The 14,826-nt window shown below is 70.5% G+C and carries 13 protein-coding genes; 5 read left to right on the top strand and 8 right to left on the bottom strand.

The window, feature by feature from the left end:
* Nucleotides 1-285, bottom strand: a complete 285-nt coding sequence (locus EP26_RS09785; RefSeq protein WP_043338128.1) for an acyl carrier protein — start codon at nucleotides 283-285, stop codon at nucleotides 1-3.
* Between the two features lie 145 nt (nucleotides 286-430).
* Between EP26_RS09785 and EP26_RS09780 the strand changes: the two genes are divergently transcribed.
* Both EP26_RS09780 and EP26_RS09775 read left to right on the top strand, forming a co-directional pair.
* Nucleotides 431-1,597, top strand: coding sequence for an acyl-CoA dehydrogenase family protein (locus tag EP26_RS09780; protein ID WP_043338126.1), 1,167 nt, complete (start codon nucleotides 431-433; stop codon nucleotides 1,595-1,597).
* A gap of 298 nt (nucleotides 1,598-1,895) precedes the next feature.
* Complete coding sequence (locus tag EP26_RS09775) at nucleotides 1,896-2,420, top strand: hypothetical protein (protein WP_157033470.1); 525 nt, start codon at nucleotides 1,896-1,898, stop codon at nucleotides 2,418-2,420.
* 57 nt (nucleotides 2,421-2,477) lie between these two features.
* On the opposite strand, the gene EP26_RS09770 is transcribed toward EP26_RS09775, so the two are convergent.
* The 5 genes from EP26_RS09770 to thrC form a co-directional block, all read right to left on the bottom strand.
* Nucleotides 2,478-3,464 (bottom strand): ABC transporter permease, encoded by a 987-nt coding sequence (locus EP26_RS09770; protein WP_043338122.1) that lies wholly within the window; start codon nucleotides 3,462-3,464, stop codon nucleotides 2,478-2,480.
* Entirely contained in the window at nucleotides 3,464-4,990 is a 1,527-nt protein-coding gene (locus EP26_RS09765) for a sugar ABC transporter ATP-binding protein (RefSeq protein ID WP_043338120.1), read from the bottom strand. The genes EP26_RS09770 and EP26_RS09765 overlap by 1 nt, the downstream gene beginning before the upstream one ends.
* 1 nt (nucleotide 4,991) lies before the next feature.
* Nucleotides 4,992-5,951: a sugar-binding protein gene (locus tag EP26_RS09760; RefSeq protein WP_043338119.1), complete on the bottom strand. Its 960-nt coding sequence runs from the start codon at nucleotides 5,949-5,951 to the stop codon at nucleotides 4,992-4,994.
* A gap of 125 nt (nucleotides 5,952-6,076) precedes the next feature.
* Nucleotides 6,077-7,339: a M16 family metallopeptidase gene (locus EP26_RS09755; RefSeq protein ID WP_043338117.1), complete on the bottom strand. Its 1,263-nt coding sequence runs from the start codon at nucleotides 7,337-7,339 to the stop codon at nucleotides 6,077-6,079.
* 72 nt (nucleotides 7,340-7,411) lie between these two features.
* Nucleotides 7,412-8,812 carry a threonine synthase gene (gene thrC / locus EP26_RS09750; protein ID WP_043338206.1) on the bottom strand — a complete coding sequence of 467 codons (1,401 nt, stop codon included), beginning with the start codon at nucleotides 8,810-8,812 and terminating at the stop codon, nucleotides 7,412-7,414.
* A gap of 291 nt (nucleotides 8,813-9,103) precedes the next feature.
* On the opposite strand from thrC, the gene EP26_RS09745 reads away from it, so the two are divergent.
* Nucleotides 9,104-9,694, top strand: coding sequence for a DUF938 domain-containing protein (locus tag EP26_RS09745; protein WP_043338116.1), 591 nt, complete (start codon nucleotides 9,104-9,106; stop codon nucleotides 9,692-9,694).
* Nucleotides 9,695-9,697: 3 nt separating this feature from the next.
* Nucleotides 9,698-10,465, top strand: coding sequence for an SIR2 family NAD-dependent protein deacylase (locus tag EP26_RS09740; RefSeq protein ID WP_043338114.1), 768 nt, complete (start codon nucleotides 9,698-9,700; stop codon nucleotides 10,463-10,465).
* A 9-nt stretch (nucleotides 10,466-10,474) separates the two neighbouring features.
* Here EP26_RS09740 and EP26_RS09735 read toward each other — a convergent pair whose 3' ends face one another.
* Together EP26_RS09735 and EP26_RS09730 are read right to left on the bottom strand one after the other, a co-directional pair.
* The gene (locus EP26_RS09735) at nucleotides 10,475-11,065 is read right to left on the bottom strand and encodes an NADPH-dependent FMN reductase (RefSeq protein ID WP_043338112.1); all 591 of its coding nucleotides are present in this window, start codon (nucleotides 11,063-11,065) and stop codon (nucleotides 10,475-10,477) included.
* Nucleotides 11,066-11,082: 17 nt separating this feature from the next.
* Nucleotides 11,083-12,345: an NAD(P)/FAD-dependent oxidoreductase gene (locus EP26_RS09730; RefSeq protein WP_043338111.1), complete on the bottom strand. Its 1,263-nt coding sequence runs from the start codon at nucleotides 12,343-12,345 to the stop codon at nucleotides 11,083-11,085.
* Between the two features lie 114 nt (nucleotides 12,346-12,459).
* Between EP26_RS09730 and EP26_RS09725 the strand changes: the two genes are divergently transcribed.
* The gene (locus EP26_RS09725) at nucleotides 12,460-14,802 is read left to right on the top strand and encodes a xanthine dehydrogenase family protein molybdopterin-binding subunit (RefSeq protein WP_084112425.1); all 2,343 of its coding nucleotides are present in this window, start codon (nucleotides 12,460-12,462) and stop codon (nucleotides 14,800-14,802) included.
* Nucleotides 14,803-14,826: the final 24 nt, after the last annotated feature.

Below are 14,826 nucleotides of genomic sequence, written 5' to 3'. Positions count from 1 at the left end.
CTAGCCGCCGGACTTGGCGGCCACCAGCTCCTCGATCCGCTTCGCCAGGTTCTCCATGACGAAATACTGCGAGGCCGGGGCCGCGCCCGAGTTGACCTCCTGCGTCCAGGTCTCGACCGGCACCTTGATGCCGAAGGCCTTGTCGATGGCGAAGACGATGTCGAGGAAGTCGAGGCTGTCGATACCGAGATCCTCGATCACATGGCTTTCCGGCCGGATCGTCTCGCGCGGGACATCGCTGGTCTCCGCGATGATGTCGGCGATGCGGTCGAACGCCGAGGCCATGGCTGTCTCCGGGGGCAGTGGCTGTTAGGGGGTCTTGGCCCGAACCGCCGCCCTTGGCAAGCCAACAGGGCGGGAGCTTGCAGGGTGCGAGCTTGCCCTGGCGCCCGCGCCGGCCGATCCTCGCCGCAACCGCGGGAGGATCACCATGGATTTCGGCCTCACCCCCGAGCAGGAGGCGATCGTCGAGGGCGTCGGCGCCGTCTGCCGCCGTTTCGGCGACGACTACTGGCGCGACTGCGAGGCCGAGGCCCGCTTCCCCCGCGAGTTCCACCGCGCCATGGCCGAGGGCGGCTGGCTCGGCATCACCATGCCGCCCGAGCATGGCGGCGCCGGCCTCGGCGTGACGGAAGCGGCGCTGATGATGCACACCGTCGCCCGCCATGGCGGGGCGATGGGCGCCGCCTCGGCGCTCCACATCAACATGTTCGGCCCGCACCCGATCGTCGTCCACGGCACGGCGGAGCAGAAGGCGCGCTGGATTCCCCGCCTCGTCGCCGGCACCGACCAGGCCTGCTTCGGCGTCACCGAGCCGAATGCCGGGCTCGACACCACCAGCATCACCACCTTCGCCCAGAAGGTGCCCGGCGGCTACCGCGTGAACGGCCGGAAGATCTGGACCTCGACGGCCCAGGTCGCCAACAAGATCATGCTGCTGACCCGCACCACGCGGAAGGAGGAGGCGCGGCGCCCCTCCGAGGGCATCACCCTCTTCTACACCGACCTCGACCGCAGCCGCGTCGAGGTGCAGCGCATCCCGAAGATGGGCCGTGCCGCCGTCGATTCGAACATGGTCTTCATCGACGACCTCTTCATCCCGGAGGAGGACCGCATCGGCGAGGAAGGCCGCGGCTTCTCCTACATCCTCGACAGCCTGAACCCGGAGCGCATCCTGATCGCCGCCGAGGCCATCGCCATCGGCCGCGACGCGCTGGACCGGGCCAGCCGCTACGCGCGCGAGCGCCAGGTCTTCGGCCGCCCCATCGGGCAGAACCAGGCGATCCAGCACCCGCTCGCCGAATGCTGGACCGGGCTCGAGAGCGCCTGGATGATGGCGATGAAGGCCGCCTGGCTCTACGACGCCGGCCGCCCCTGCGGCGCCGAGGCCAATGCGGCGAAACTGCTCGGTGCCCGGGCCGGCTACGAGGCCTGCCTCCGCGCCATGCTGACCCATGGCGGCATGGGCTATGCGAAGGAGTACGTCGTCGAGCGCCTGCTGCGCGAGGTGATGATCTGCCGCATCGCCCCCGTCTCGGAGCAGATGATCCTCTCCTTCATCGCCGAGCGCGTGCTGGAGCAGCCGAAGAGCTACTGAGACCGTCCTGCCCTGCCGGGAGGCTCACGCGCCGCCTCACCAACGCCCCGATGCCTCCGCCCTGTCCTCGCGGCAGGGCAAGCGAAGCCTGCAAGATGTCCGGCCCGCGCAGGGGGGCAGGTGAATGCAGGTCAGGCGAGTCCGAAGGACGCCAATTGACTCCCAGGCGTCACGAAGGAATATCGAGCGCCACCAAGGATTGGAAATCGTGCGCCCATTCGCCTTGCAAGCCGTTATGACGTGCCTCCTAGCCGCTTCCGCCGTCTCCGTCGCCCATGCGCAGGAGCGCCCTCCGGCGATGCCGACGCGCGACGTCGCCGTTGCCTATCAGGTCAAGAACAGGCCACCTACCGTGGACGCCGTGGCTTGGCTCGCGTCTGAAGGCCGGATTCGGACGGAAGGCCGGAGCCTGATCAATCGCGTGGTCCACATCATCGACACCCGCAGCGGTGGAGTGGTCGTGTTGGTCGACGCGGATCGCACCTACCATGACCTTGGCAGGATGGCTGCCGTGATGACCCAGGACATCGTCCTGGTCCGCCCCGATGCCAAGCTGACGCGCGAAGGGACCGATACGGTTGCCGGGCAAGCCTGCACGGTTTGGCGGATCGAACCGAAGGATGGGGGCAGCGCGGACGAGGCGCGGCATGCCTGCATCACCGCGGACGGAGTGCCGTTGCGGCTTGTCGAGGGAAGCGGTTCGGACGCATCGACGCTGTATGTCGCTACGCGCGTCACCTACGGGCCGCAGGACCCTGCCCGTTTCCAACGGCCAGCCGACTATCAGCCGCTTGCTGCAGTTCCGGCGTCCCCGAGACGTTAATTGGGGGCCCAAATCTAGCCGGCGCAAAGGGTCAGGCCCGGGCCGTGGTGACCCGGCCTACTCCGCCGCCGCCACCGCCCCCTTCGCTGCCACCCGCGCCGGCGCCGTTTTGCGCCGCGCGAGCTGCCGGTCGGCCAGCGCGCCGATCAGGATCACGCCCCCCATCACCGCGAAATTGAGCGAGGAGGGGATGCCAAGGATGTTCACCAGGTTCTGCAGGACCTGCAGCAGCACCGTCCCCAGCACGATCCCGAGCACGCTGCCCTCGCCGCCGCGCAGCGAGCAGCCGCCGAGCACGGCGGCGGCGATGGCATAGAGCTCGTAGAAATTGCCGAAGGAGGAGGGCGAGACGGAGCTGGTGTAGAAGACCAGCAGGATGGTCGAGAAGGCCGCCAGCAGCCCGCCCAGCACATAGGCGCCGGTGACCACCGCCCCGGTGCGGATGCCGGAATAGCGCGCCGCCTCCTCGTTCCGCCCGACGCCGAAGAGGTATCGCCCGAAGACCGAGCGATGCAGCACCACGCCCACGACGATGGCGACGAGGATCAGCGCGAAGAAGCTGTGCGGCACGCCGAAGCTGCGCCCTGCCGCCAGCCAGGTGATGGCATCCAGCCCCTCTGCATAGCCGAGGCTGATGGTGGAATCGCCGGTGTAGTAGCGCGCCGCCCCGCGATAGATCAGCAGCCCGCAGAGCGTCACGACGAAGGGTTGCAGCCCGAGCCTTGTCACCAGCAGCCCATGGACCAGCCCCATCAGCAGGCCGAGCGCCAGCACGACGAGCACCGCAATGGGCCAGGCGATCCCCATATTCGCCGTGAGGTCGAGGAAGACCACGCCGAGCAGTGCGAAGATCGAGCCGACGGAGAGGTCGATGCCGCCGGTGATGATGATCAGCCCCTGGCCGATCGAGAAGATGCCGAACAGGCCGATGAGGTTGGCCATGTTCATCAGGTTGACGGTCGAGAGGAATTGCGGGTTCAGCCCCGCCGTAATGGCCGCGATGCCGACGATGAGGACCGCGAGGCCGAGCTCCTTCCGCCCCATCACACCGCCTCCGCCGTCGCCACATGTTCCTCCGGCCGCTGCCCGGTGGCGAGGCGGAGGATGTTCGGCTCGTTCACCTCATGGCGCTCGAGGGTGCCGGCGATCCGGCCCTCATGCATCACCGCGACACGGTCGCTCACGCCGATCACCTCCTCCATGTCGCTGCTGATCATCAATACGGCGACGCCGCGATCGGCGAGGCCGCGCATCAGCGCGTAGATCTCGCCCTTGGCGCCGACATCGACGCCGCGCGTCGGCTCGTCGAAGATCAGCGCGCGCGGTCGCATCGCCAGCCACTTGCCGAGCACCACCTTCTGCTGGTTGCCGCCCGAGAGCGTGCCCGCCTTCACCGCGACGCCGGGCGCCCGGATGCGCAGCGACTGCCGCTGCGCCTCGGCCGCCCGCGCCTCGGAGCCACCCTGTACCAGCCCGGCGCGGGCATGGTCCGGCAAATCCGGCAGCGAGACATTCTCGGCGATCGACATGTCGAGCACGAGGCCGGAGCGCTTGCGGTCCTCCGGCACGAGATAGATGCCCTGCGCGATCGCCTCGCGCGGGCTGCCGATGCTGAGCGCCTGGCCGCCAAGGCTGATCCGGCCCGCAAGCGCCGGCTCGACGCCGAAGAGCGCCCGCGCCAGCGAAGTCCGCCCCGCCCCGACCAACCCGGCGAGGCCCAGGATCTCCCCCGGCCGCAACGCGAGGTCGATGCTGCGGTCGGGAAAGGCCTCTGTTACCAGCCCCTCGATGCGCAACCCGCCATCCTCGCGCGGCATCGCAGCGGGCGGGGTGTAGAGCGACTTCAGGTCGCGCCCGATCATCAGCCGCGTCATCGTCGCATGGTTGATCTCGCCGCGCGCCAGATGGCCGACGACCCGCCCGTCGCGCAGGCAGGTGACGCGGTCGGCGCAGGTGGTGATCTCGCCGAGGCGGTGGCTGATATAGATGATGCCCGTCCCTGCCTCGCGCAGCGCGGCGATGGTCGCCAGCAGCCGGTCCGTCTCCGACAGCGTCAGGCTGCTGGTCGGCTCGTCGAAGATGATGATGCGCGCCCGCATGGACAGCGCGCGGGCGATCTCGACCATCTGCCGCTGCGCGATGGAGAGCGTGGCGACCGGCGCCTCCGGCCCGAAATCCGCGCCGAGCCGCGCCAGCAGCGGCGCCACCGCGGCCCGCGCCGCCTGCCGGTTGACCAGCTGCAGCGGCCCGCCCCAGACCGGCTCCCGCCCCATCAGCACATTGGCCGCGACATCGAGGTTGTCGAAGACCGACAGCTCCTGATGGACGAAGGCGATGCCTTGCGCCCCCGCCTCGGCGACGCTGAGCTGCGGGAAGTCCCGCCCGTGCAGGCGGATGCGCCCGGCATCCGGCTGCACCACCCCACCGAGCACCTTCATCAGCGTGCTCTTGCCCGCGCCGTTCTCGCCGACAAGGCCGAGCACCTCGCCGGCGTCGAGATGCAGCGAGACGCCGTCCAGCGCGCGGATGCCGGGATAGCTCTTCCCGATCCCCTCCAGCTCGAGCAGCACGCTAGCTGCCCCGCAGCAGGCCCCGCATGTAGGACTGGAACTCGCCCACATTGGTCTTGTCGATGACCTTGGTCTCGACGATGTCCTGCTTGTTGGCCGGAATCCAGCCGCGGTCGCCGTTGACCACGCGGATCAGCCCCTTCATCGAGCGGTAGCCGAACTCGTAGGGCTGCTGCACCACGGTCGAGTGGATGGTGCCGTCGGCCACGCCGCGCAAGGTCAGCGCATCCTCGTCGAAGCCGACGATCTTCACCTGGCCCTGCCGCCCGGCCTCGCGCACCGCCTGGTAGATCTGCGGCGTGTTGTAGGCCCAGAGGCCAACCATCATCTTCAGGTCGCGCTCGCGCGCCAGCGCATCCTCGGCGTTGCGACGGGCGCGGGCGAAGTCGCTCTCGTCGGTGCGGATATCGGCGATGGTGATGTTGCCGCCTTGTAAGATCTCACGGATGCCCTGCACGCGCTCGCGCGCATTGTCGGCATCCATGGTGCCGACGAACAGCATGGCGCGGCCGCCCTCCGGCATCGCCTGCTTCATCTGCTCGCCGGCGCGGCGCCCGGCGGCAACGTTGTCCGTGCCGATATAAAGCATCCGCTTGCTCGCCGGCGCGTCGCTGTCCGTGGTGAAGAGCACGGACTGCTCGGCGACGCGGTTCAGCACGTCGGTCTGGCTCGCCGGGTTGATGGCGGAGATGGCGACGCCCGCGACCTTGCGCGCCACCAGCTCGTCCAGGATGCGGCGCTGCTCGGCGGCGCTCGCCTGGCTCGGGATGATCATCTCCATGTCGAAATCGGGATGCTCGCGGTTCGCCTTCTCGATGCCGCGCCGCGCGATGGTCCAGAAATCGGCCGAGACATTGACGACGAAGGCGAGGCTCTTCTTCGCCTGCGCCCGGACCGCCGGGGCTACCAGGCCGAAGGCCAGGCTGCCGCCCGCCAGCAGATGGAAATCGCGCCGCTTCATGCCTTACTCCCCCTGGACGTCCCGGCGCTTCTGCACCGTATGCCCCGTTGGCCGGGGCTCTCGATCAGGGGAGGGTAGGGGGGATGCGGCGTGATTGAATATTCACATATTCGCTCGCGCGCCCGTCACCTCAGGCTGGCGGCGATCTCCGCGACGCCCGGCACCTTCCCCGCCGGGCCGAGCAGGGCCAGCGTCGGCGTGCCGCGGAAGGCCTGCTGCGCCGCTTCCTGCACCTGCTCGATGGTGACGGCGGCGATCTTCGCCTTGGTCTCCTCGATGGGGATGATGCGGCCATGCACCTGGATCTGCCGCGCCAGCTGCTCGGTGCGGCTGCCGGTGCTCTCGAGGCTCATCAGCAGGCTGGCGCGGAGCTGCGCCTTGGCGCGGTCCAACTCGTCCTGCGTGACGGAGGTCTGCACCTTGCGCAGTTCCTCGAGGGTGACGGGCACCAGCTCCTCCGCCTCCTCTTCGCCGGTGCCGGCATAGACTGCGAAGAGGCCGCTGTCGTCGAAGGGATGGGCGAAGGAGTATATCGAATAGACCAGCCCCCGCTTCTCGCGGATCTCCTGGAACAGCCGCGAGGACATGCCGCCGCCCAGCAGCGTGCTCAGCAGCATGCTCGGATAGTGCAGCGGGTCCTTGTAGCCGCAGGAGGGGAAGCCGAGGACGATGTGCACCTGGTCGAGGTCGCGCTCCTCGCGGAACTCGCCGCCGGCATAGCGCGCGGGCTCCGGCGGCGGCGGCGCCACGGTCGGCAGGTCGCGGAAATGCCGCTCCACCAGCCCCAGCAGCGTGTCATGGTCGAGCGCGCCGGCGGCGGCGACAACCATGCGCTCCGGCCCGTAATGGTGCTGCATGTAGCCGGTCAGCGCCTCGCGCTTCATCCGCCGGATGACATCCTCGGTGCCGAGGGTCGGGCGGCCCATCGGCTGGCCAGGATAGGCCGTCGCCTGGAAATGGTCGAAGACGATGTCGTCCGGCGTGTCGTTCGCCTGGCCGATCTCCTGCAGGATGACGCCGCGCTCGCGCTCCAGCTCCTCGGGGATGAAGGTGGAATGCGTCAGGATGTCGCCGATGATGTCGGCGGCGAGCGGCAGGTCCTCCTTGAGCACCTTGCAGTAATAGGCGGTCTGCTCGCGGGCGGTGTAGGCGTTCAGATGGCCGCCGACATTCTCCATCTCGCGGGCGATGGCGGCCGCGTCGCGCGTCGCCGTGCCCTTGAAGGCCATGTGCTCGAGGAAGTGGGAAACGCCGTTCTCCGCCTCGCTCTCATGGCGGGTGCCGGCGGAGACATAGGCGCCGAAGGACACGGTCTCGACCCGCGGCATGGCCTCGGAGACGACGGTGAGGCCATTGGCGAGGCGGGTGACGCGGATGGCTTCGGACATGGGGGACCTTGTGGCAGGGGATGCGGTCATCGTGTGAATATGGGGCCGGTGAGGGGAGGGCGCGAGTGGCGGCTAGTTCCGCCGCGCATGGCTGCGCACCAGCGCCTCCACCGCGCCGAGGTCGGGCTCGGCCCTCACAAAGCGCTCCTCACGCTCATAGAGGTCGGCCAGGCGCGGCGGCAGGGGCGGACGGAGGCCGATCGCCGCCTCCACTGCATCGGGGAATTTCGCCGGATGCGCCGTCGCCGCGACGATGACGGGGATCGCGGGATCCTCCGGCGCCAGCGCCCGCGCCGCCGCCGTGCCGATCGCCGTATGCGGGTCCGCGAGATACCCGGCCTGCCACCAGAGATGCCGAATCTCGCCGAGCGTCCCCTCGTCGTCGAGGGTGAAGCCGTGGAACAGCCGCGTCGCCTCGCGCCAGGCGGCATCCGGCACCGGCATCCGTCCCTCGCTGCGGAAGCGCCCCATCACCGCCGCCGTCGCCGCCCCGTTGCGGCCCAGCAGCTCGAAGAGCAGCCGCTCGAAATTCGAGCTGACCTGGATGTCCATGCTCGGCGACAGGCTCGGCTCCACCGGGCGCATCGACATGTCGTTCGAGGCAAGGAAGCGCGCCAGGATGTTGTTGCGGTTGGCGCCGATGATCAGCCGCTCGACCGGCAGCCCCATCCGCCGCACCGCCCAGGCCGCCAGCACATTGCCGAAATTCCCCGTCGGCACCGAGAAGGCGACAGGCCGATCCGGCGCGCCGAGGGCGAGAGCCGCATAGGCATAATAGGGAATCTGCGCCGCGACCCGCGCCCAGTTGATCGAGTTGACGGCGGCCAGATGCATCTCCCGGCGGAATGGCGCGTCGTTGAACATCGCCTTCACCAGGTCCTGGCAGTCGTCGAAGCTGCCCCGGACGGCGAGGTTGGCAATGTTCGGCGAGAGCACCGTCGTCATCTGCCGCCGCTGCACCTCGGAAGTCCGCCCCTCGGGATGCAGCATGACGAGATCGATCGCGCTGCGGTCCCGGCAAGCCTCGATCGCCGCCGAGCCGGTATCGCCCGAGGTGGCGCCGACGATGGTGATCCGCTCCCCCCGCCGCGCCAGCGCATGGTCGAAGAGCCGCCCGAGCAGCTGCATCGCCATATCCTTGAAGGCGAGCGTCGGCCCATGGAACAGCTCCAGCGCGAAGCAGCGCGCATCGAGCTGGACAAGGGGCGCGATGGCCGGATGGCCGAAGCCCGCATAGGCCTCGCCCGTCATCTCCCTCAACGTCTCGAAGGAAAGCGACCCCCCGGCGAAGGGGTGGATCAGCCGCGCCGCCAACTCGGCATAGGGCAGGCCGCGCAGCCCACGCCATTCGGCGGCCGAAAGGCTGGGCCAGGCCTCGGGCAGGAAGAGGCCGCCATCCTCGGCGAGGCCCGCCAGCAGGACGCCTTCGAAATCACGGGGTGCGGCCTCGCCGCGGGTGCTGAGATAGCGCATCCAGGCCAAACTAGTGCCTCGGCCCGGCGGAACCAAGCTGGCATGGCGGTTGCGATGCTGGGTGAGGCCGGGGACCTGCCATGCGCGCCCCGCCGACCAAGGGCCGGTCGGGCCAAAGCGGGGCGCCGGCGTCGTTGATCGCAACGCTTCTGACGACTAGATTCGCGCTGCAACAGGAGTAAGCGCCATCGGTGCCCCTGTCTCCATCCCTCTCGGCGAGGCTGCCGAGGGAAGAGCCTCCCGGATCACCGCCTGGCGGTCGGCCGGGATCCGCGAGCGCATCGGCCTCGCATGACCGACCCCCGCCGCCACGCCCCGGCGACGCTCCGCAACCGCGAGCCCCTCCTCGTCACCCTCCGCCGCCACCTGCCCGCCACGGGCCTGCTGCTGGAGATCGCCAGCGGCACCGGCGAGCACGCGGCCTTCCTCGCCGCCGCCCTGCCGCACCTGACCCTCCAGCCGACCGAGCGCGACCCCGACGCCCTGCCCGGAATCGACGCCTGGTGCACCGGCCTGCCCAATTGCCGCCCCGCCCTGCGGCTCGACGCGACCGCGCCCCGCTGGCCCGCCGCCGCTGCCGTGCTCTGCGTCAACATGATCCACATCGCCCCCTGGGCGGCGACGCTCGGCCTCATGCGCGGCGCCGCGGCCAGCCTCCCCGTCGGCGGCCCGCTGATCCTCTACGGCCCCTTCCGGCGGGGCGGCGCCCATACCGCCCCTGGCAACGCCGTCTTCGATGCCGAGCTCCGCGCCCGCGACCCGGCCTGGGGCCTCCGAGACCTCGAGGCGGTGGCCGAGGCCGCGGCGGCGCAGGGCTTCGCCCCGCCCATTGTCGAACCCATGCCGGCGAACAACCTCACTTTGGTCTTTCACCGGAGCTGAGCCATGGACGACCGCGACATCGCCGACCGTGACATCGCCGACCTTCGGGGCATGATCGAGGCCGCGCGCCGCGTCGTCGTCTTCACCGGCGCCGGCATCAGCACCGAATCCGGCATCCCGGACTTCCGCAGCCCGGGCGGCGTCTGGGAGCAGATGAAGCCCATCATGTTCCAGGACTTCCTCGCCTCCGCCGAGGCGCGGCGCGAGAGCTGGCGCCGCCGCTTCGCCGCCGATGCCCGGCTCCGCGCCGCCGAGCCCAATCGCGGGCACCGCGCCGTCGCCCGACTGGTGCGCGAGGGCAAGGTCGCCGAGGTCATCACCCAGAACATCGACGGCCTGCACCAGGCCTCCGGCATCCCGGAACGTCAGGTGATCGAGCTGCATGGCAACACCACCTACGGCGCCTGCCTCGACTGCGCCGCCCGCTATTCGATCGAGGAGCTGCGCGAGGATTTCGAGCGCAACGGCGACATCCCCGATTGCAGCCGCTGCGGCGGCCTCATCAAGACCGCGACCATCAGCTTCGGCCAGTCCATGCCCGAGGGCCCGATGCGCCGCGCTCAGGAGGCGGTGCTGGCCGCCGATCTCTGCCTCGTCCTCGGCTCCTCGCTGGTGGTCTACCCCGCCGCCGGCTTCCCCGAACTGGCGAAGCGCATCGGCGCGCGGCTCGCCATCGTCAACAACCAGGAAACCGGGCTCGACGACATCGCTGACCTCGTCATCCACCGTGGCATCGGCGACGTGCTCGGCGGCGCCGTCGGGGTGAACTGACCCGGGCGCTCAATAGGGCGGCGCCTGCCTCTCCCGCTGTGCCCGCCCAGCATCCACCCACCATTCGAGATCGGCCGCGAAGCGCGGGAAGGCCCGCTCCAGCGCGGCCCCGCCATCGCCCGTCGGCTTGCCCTCGGCATCCAGCGCCGCGGTGACCGGCCCCGCCATCAGCGTGCTGGAGATGACGACCATCCCCATCTCCGACAGCGTCCCGTGCCAGACGAGATTGGCCCGCGCCCCGCCCAGCCGCCCGGCGGAGTAGCTGGCGATCGCCGCCGGCCGCCAGAACCACTCCTCGAGGAAATGATCGGTGAGGTTCTTCAGCCCCGGCTGCACGCCCCAGTTATACTCGCCCGCGACGAAGACGAAGCCATCCGCCTGCCGAAGCTTGCCGGCGAGCGTCTCCATCGCCTCCGGCGCCTGGCCCTTCGGGTATTCCTTGTACATCCGGTCGAGCATCGGCAGGCCGACCGCCTGCGCGTCGATCAGCTCGGTCGCATTGCCGCGCGCGGCGAAGCCCTCGGTCACGTAGCGCGCCAGCCGGATGCCGGTGCGGTCCGACCGGTAGGAGCCGTAGAAGACCAGAATCGACCGCCCCATGACCCTGTCTCCTTCCGTCAGGCCGCCATCCCGCGCCGTAGGAACCGCTCCGCCCGATAGGCCTCCGGGCTGACGAAGGGCTGCTCGCCCGTCATCATCTCGGCCAGCATGCGCCCTGTCGTCGGCCCGAGCGTCAGCCCCTGATGCGCATGGCCGAAGGCGCACCACGCCCCCGCCTGGCCGGGCAGCCGTCCGATGACCGGCAGCATGTCCGGCGTGCAGGGGCGGACGCCCATCCAGGGCACGCCCTCCACCCGCTCGCCGAGCGGCAGCAGCCCGCGCGCCACCGGCTCCGCCCGTTCCAGCTGCACCGGGGTCGCCGGCGCGCCGGGCCGTGCGAATTCCGCCCCCGTCGTCAGCCTTATGCCGGCCCGCATCGGCGCCAGCAGGAAGCCGCTCTCTGTATCCAGCACCGGCCGGTGCAACACCGCATTGCCGCGGAGGCCGTAATGCATGTGGTAGCCGCGCTTGCCGAAGAGCGGCGGCGCATAGCCGAGCGGCCGCGTCACCTCGCCCGCCGCCGCGCCGAGGGCGATGACGACCTCCCCGGCCTCTACCTCGCCATCGGCCGTGCGCACCGCCCAGCCCGAACCCGCGCGCCGCAGCGTCGCCGCATCGCCGATGCGGAAGGCGCCGCCCTCCTGCTGGAAGAAGCCGGCATAGGCGAGCACCAGCGCATGCGGGTCGCTGACCGAGAGCGGATCGGTCCAGTGGATCGCCCCCGCCCGCGCCGCCAGCAGATGCGGCTCCGCCTCCGCCAGCGCGGCGCCGTCGAGGGCGACATAGTTGACGTCGTACTCCCGCCGCGCCTGCTCCGCCTGCGCCAGCGCCGCCTCCAGCATCGGCGCCGAGCTGTAGAGCCGCATCCAGCCGATCGGCCGCAGCAGCGCCATCGCCGGCGTGCCGCGCGCCAGCGCCAGGTGCTCGTCGAGGCAGGTCCGGATCAGCGCCGCATGGCCCTCGACCGCGGCCGCGTAGCGCGCCGGCTCGGAATGCCACCAATAGCGCAGCAGCGGCGCCATGAAGCCGGGCATGGCGAGCGGATGGTAGCGGACATCGATGGAGCGGTTCCAGGCCACCCGCCCGATCTCCCTCGCCTCGCGGGGGAAGGGGTGCGGGAACACCGCTTCGCGCTGGATCAGCCCGCCATTGCCGAAGGAGGCGCCCTCGCCGGGCTCCCGCCGGTCCACCAGCACCACGTCATAGCCGCGCCGCCGCAGATGCAGCGCGACGGAGACGCCGACCATCCCGGCGCCGAGCACGATGGCGGATCGAGGCATCCTGTCCTTCCATTCCGGCGAAGCGGAGCGAGGCTACATCGCCCCGCCGGGGCTGTCGCCCCCCGCCGCCCCTGCTAAGCTTGCGCCCGACGATACATCTGGTGGAGCGACGCGATGGTAGCGGATGGCATGGAGGCCGGGTTCGGCCGCTTCGGCAGCGGCCAGAAGGTGCGGCGCATCGAGGACGAGGCGCTGCTCTCCGGCACCGGCCGCTTCACCGACGACTTCTCGCTCCCCGGCCAGGCGCATTGCGTCTTCCTCCGCTCGCCCCATGCCCATGCCCGCATCACCGGCATCGACACCGCTGCGGCGCTCGCCATGCCGGGGGTGCTTGCCGTCATCACCGGCGCCGAGCTGGCGGAGGCCGGGGTGAAGCCGCTCGGCGTCGCGCTGCCCTTCAAGCGGCCCGACGGCTCGCCGCTCGCCGCCCCGCCGCGGACGATCCTCGCCACCGACATGGTCCGCTTCGCCGGCGAGGCGGTCGCCGCGATCATCGCCGAGAGCCCCGGCCAGGCCCGCGACGCCGCCGAGGCCGTCGAGGTCGAGTATGAGGAACTGCCCGCCGTCATCGGCCTCGCCCGCGCCAGCGCCCCCGGCGCGCCGCTGGTCTGGCCCGCCGCCACCGGCAATGTCGTCGCCGAGACCCATTACGGCGACGCCGAGGCCGCCGAGGCCGCCTTCGCCCGCGCCGCGCATACCGTCTCGCTTGACATCGTCAACCAGCGCCTCGCCCCGGCCTCCATGGAGCCGCGCATGGCGCTCGCCGATTACGACGCGGCAAGCAGCCGCATCACCCTCCGCCTCAGCAGCCAGATGCCCTCCGGCGCGCGCGACACGCTGGCGAAGGAGATCCTCGGCATCGACCCGGCGCAGGTGCGCGTGCTGGTCGGCGATGTCGGCGGCGGCTTCGGCATGAAGACCGGCCTCTACCCGGAGGACGGCGTCGTCGCCTTCGCCGCCCGCAAGATCGGCCGACCGGTGAAATGGGCGGCGACCCGGCTTGAGGATTTCCTCTCAGCGACCCATGGCCGCGACACCGAGAGCCGCGCCGAGCTTGCCCTCGATGCCGAGGGCAAGGTCCTCGCCCTCCGTGTGCGGACGCTCGCCGACATGGGCGCCTACCAGCGCGCCTCAGGCGTCGCCATCCAGCTGATGATCGGCCCCTGGGTCTCGACCAGCATCTACGACATCACCACGATCGACCTGCGCTTCACCGCGCTGCTGACCAACACGACGCCGACCGCGCCCTATCGCGGCGCTGGAAGGCCGGAGGCGATCTACCTGATCGAGCGGCTGATGGACGCCGCCGCGCGGAAGATGGGCATGGACCCGGCCGAGCTGCGCCGGCGCAACATGATCCGCCCGGTGCAGATGCCATACACCAACGCCATGGGCCAGACCTATGACAGCGGCAGCTTCGCTCAGATCTTGGACGAGGGGCTGAAGGCCGCGGACTGGCAAGGCTTCCCCGCCCGCTTCGATGCCTCCGGGACGCGGGGCAAGCTGCGCGGGCGCGGCATCGCCACCTTCCTCGAATGGACCGGCGGCAACGTCTTCGAGGAGCGCGTCACCGTCGCGGTGAAGGGCGAGGGCGAGATCGAGGTCTATGCGACGACCCAGGCCATGGGCCAGGGCATCGCCACCAGCTACGCCCAGCTCGCCGTCGACGTCTTCGGCGTGCCCATCGAGCAGATCAAGGTGGTGCTCGGTGATTCCGACCGCGGCAGCGGCTTCGGCAGCGCCGGCTCCCGTTCGCTTTTCACCGCTGGCTCGGCGATCAAGGTCGCCTCCGACCGCGCGGTCGACACCGCGAAGGACCTCGCCGCCGAGGCGCTGGAAGCCGCCGCCGCCGACCTCGAGTACCGCGACGCCGTCATCAGCGTCGCCGGCACCGACCGCCGCATCGGCCTCTTCGACCTTGCCGCGCGCCAGCCGGAGGGCCGCATCTTCGTCGATATCAGCCACTCCGTCTCCGGCCCCACCTGGCCGAACGGCTGCCACATCTGCGAGGTGGAGGTCGATCCCGAGACCGGCGAGGTCGAGGTGCTCTCCTACGTCTCCGCCAACGATGCCGGCCGCGTCGTCAACCCGCTGATCGTCGAGGGCCAGATCGTCGGCGGCGCGTTGCAGGGCATCGGCCAGGCGCTCTCCGAGCTGGTCGCCTACGACCCGGATACCGGCCAGCCGCTCTCGGCCAGCTTCATGGATTACGGCATGCCGCGCGCCGACCTCGCCCATGGCTACGTCACGCAGCTCGACCAGTCGATCCCCTGCCGCACCAATCCGCTCGGGGTGAAGGGCGTCGGCGAACTGGGCACGATCGGCGCGACGCCGGCCGTGGTCAGCGCCATCGCCGATGCGCTAGCCCGCGCCGGCCACGAGGCCGCCGCCCTCCGCCTGCAGATGCCGCTGACGCCGCCCCGGGTCTGGGCCGCCCTGCAAGGCGCCGCCGGCTGAGGCACGCGGGGCGGGGCGGGCATT

The sequence above is a fragment of the Belnapia moabensis DSM 16746 genome (genome assembly GCF_000745835.1).
Taxonomy (GTDB): domain Bacteria; phylum Pseudomonadota; class Alphaproteobacteria; order Acetobacterales; family Acetobacteraceae; genus Belnapia; species Belnapia moabensis.
This window is presented reverse-complemented; position numbering and strand designations above follow the sequence as displayed.

What these genes read in the sequence shown, in the direction of transcription:
- EP26_RS09785 (WP_043338128.1), bottom strand. Translation starts at nt 285, where the DNA reads ATGGCCTCGGCGTTCGACCGCATCGCCGACATCATCGCGGAGACCAGC.
- EP26_RS09780 (WP_043338126.1), top strand. Translation starts at nt 431, where the DNA reads ATGGATTTCGGCCTCACCCCCGAGCAGGAGGCGATCGTCGAGGGCGTC.
- EP26_RS09775 (WP_157033470.1), top strand. Translation starts at nt 1,896, where the DNA reads ATGCCGACGCGCGACGTCGCCGTTGCCTATCAGGTCAAGAACAGGCCA.
- EP26_RS09770 (WP_043338122.1), bottom strand. Translation starts at nt 3,464, where the DNA reads ATGGGGCGGAAGGAGCTCGGCCTCGCGGTCCTCATCGTCGGCATCGCG.
- EP26_RS09760 (WP_043338119.1), bottom strand. Translation starts at nt 5,951, where the DNA reads ATGAAGCGGCGCGATTTCCATCTGCTGGCGGGCGGCAGCCTGGCCTTC.
- EP26_RS09755 (WP_043338117.1), bottom strand. Translation starts at nt 7,339, where the DNA reads ATGTCCGAAGCCATCCGCGTCACCCGCCTCGCCAATGGCCTCACCGTC.
- thrC (WP_043338206.1), bottom strand. Translation starts at nt 8,812, where the DNA reads ATGCGCTATCTCAGCACCCGCGGCGAGGCCGCACCCCGTGATTTCGAA.
- EP26_RS09745 (WP_043338116.1), top strand. Translation starts at nt 9,104, where the DNA reads ATGACCGACCCCCGCCGCCACGCCCCGGCGACGCTCCGCAACCGCGAG.
- EP26_RS09740 (WP_043338114.1), top strand. Translation starts at nt 9,698, where the DNA reads ATGGACGACCGCGACATCGCCGACCGTGACATCGCCGACCTTCGGGGC.
- EP26_RS09735 (WP_043338112.1), bottom strand. Translation starts at nt 11,065, where the DNA reads ATGGGGCGGTCGATTCTGGTCTTCTACGGCTCCTACCGGTCGGACCGC.
- EP26_RS09730 (WP_043338111.1), bottom strand. Translation starts at nt 12,345, where the DNA reads ATGCCTCGATCCGCCATCGTGCTCGGCGCCGGGATGGTCGGCGTCTCC.
- EP26_RS09725 (WP_084112425.1), top strand. Translation starts at nt 12,460, where the DNA reads ATGGTAGCGGATGGCATGGAGGCCGGGTTCGGCCGCTTCGGCAGCGGC.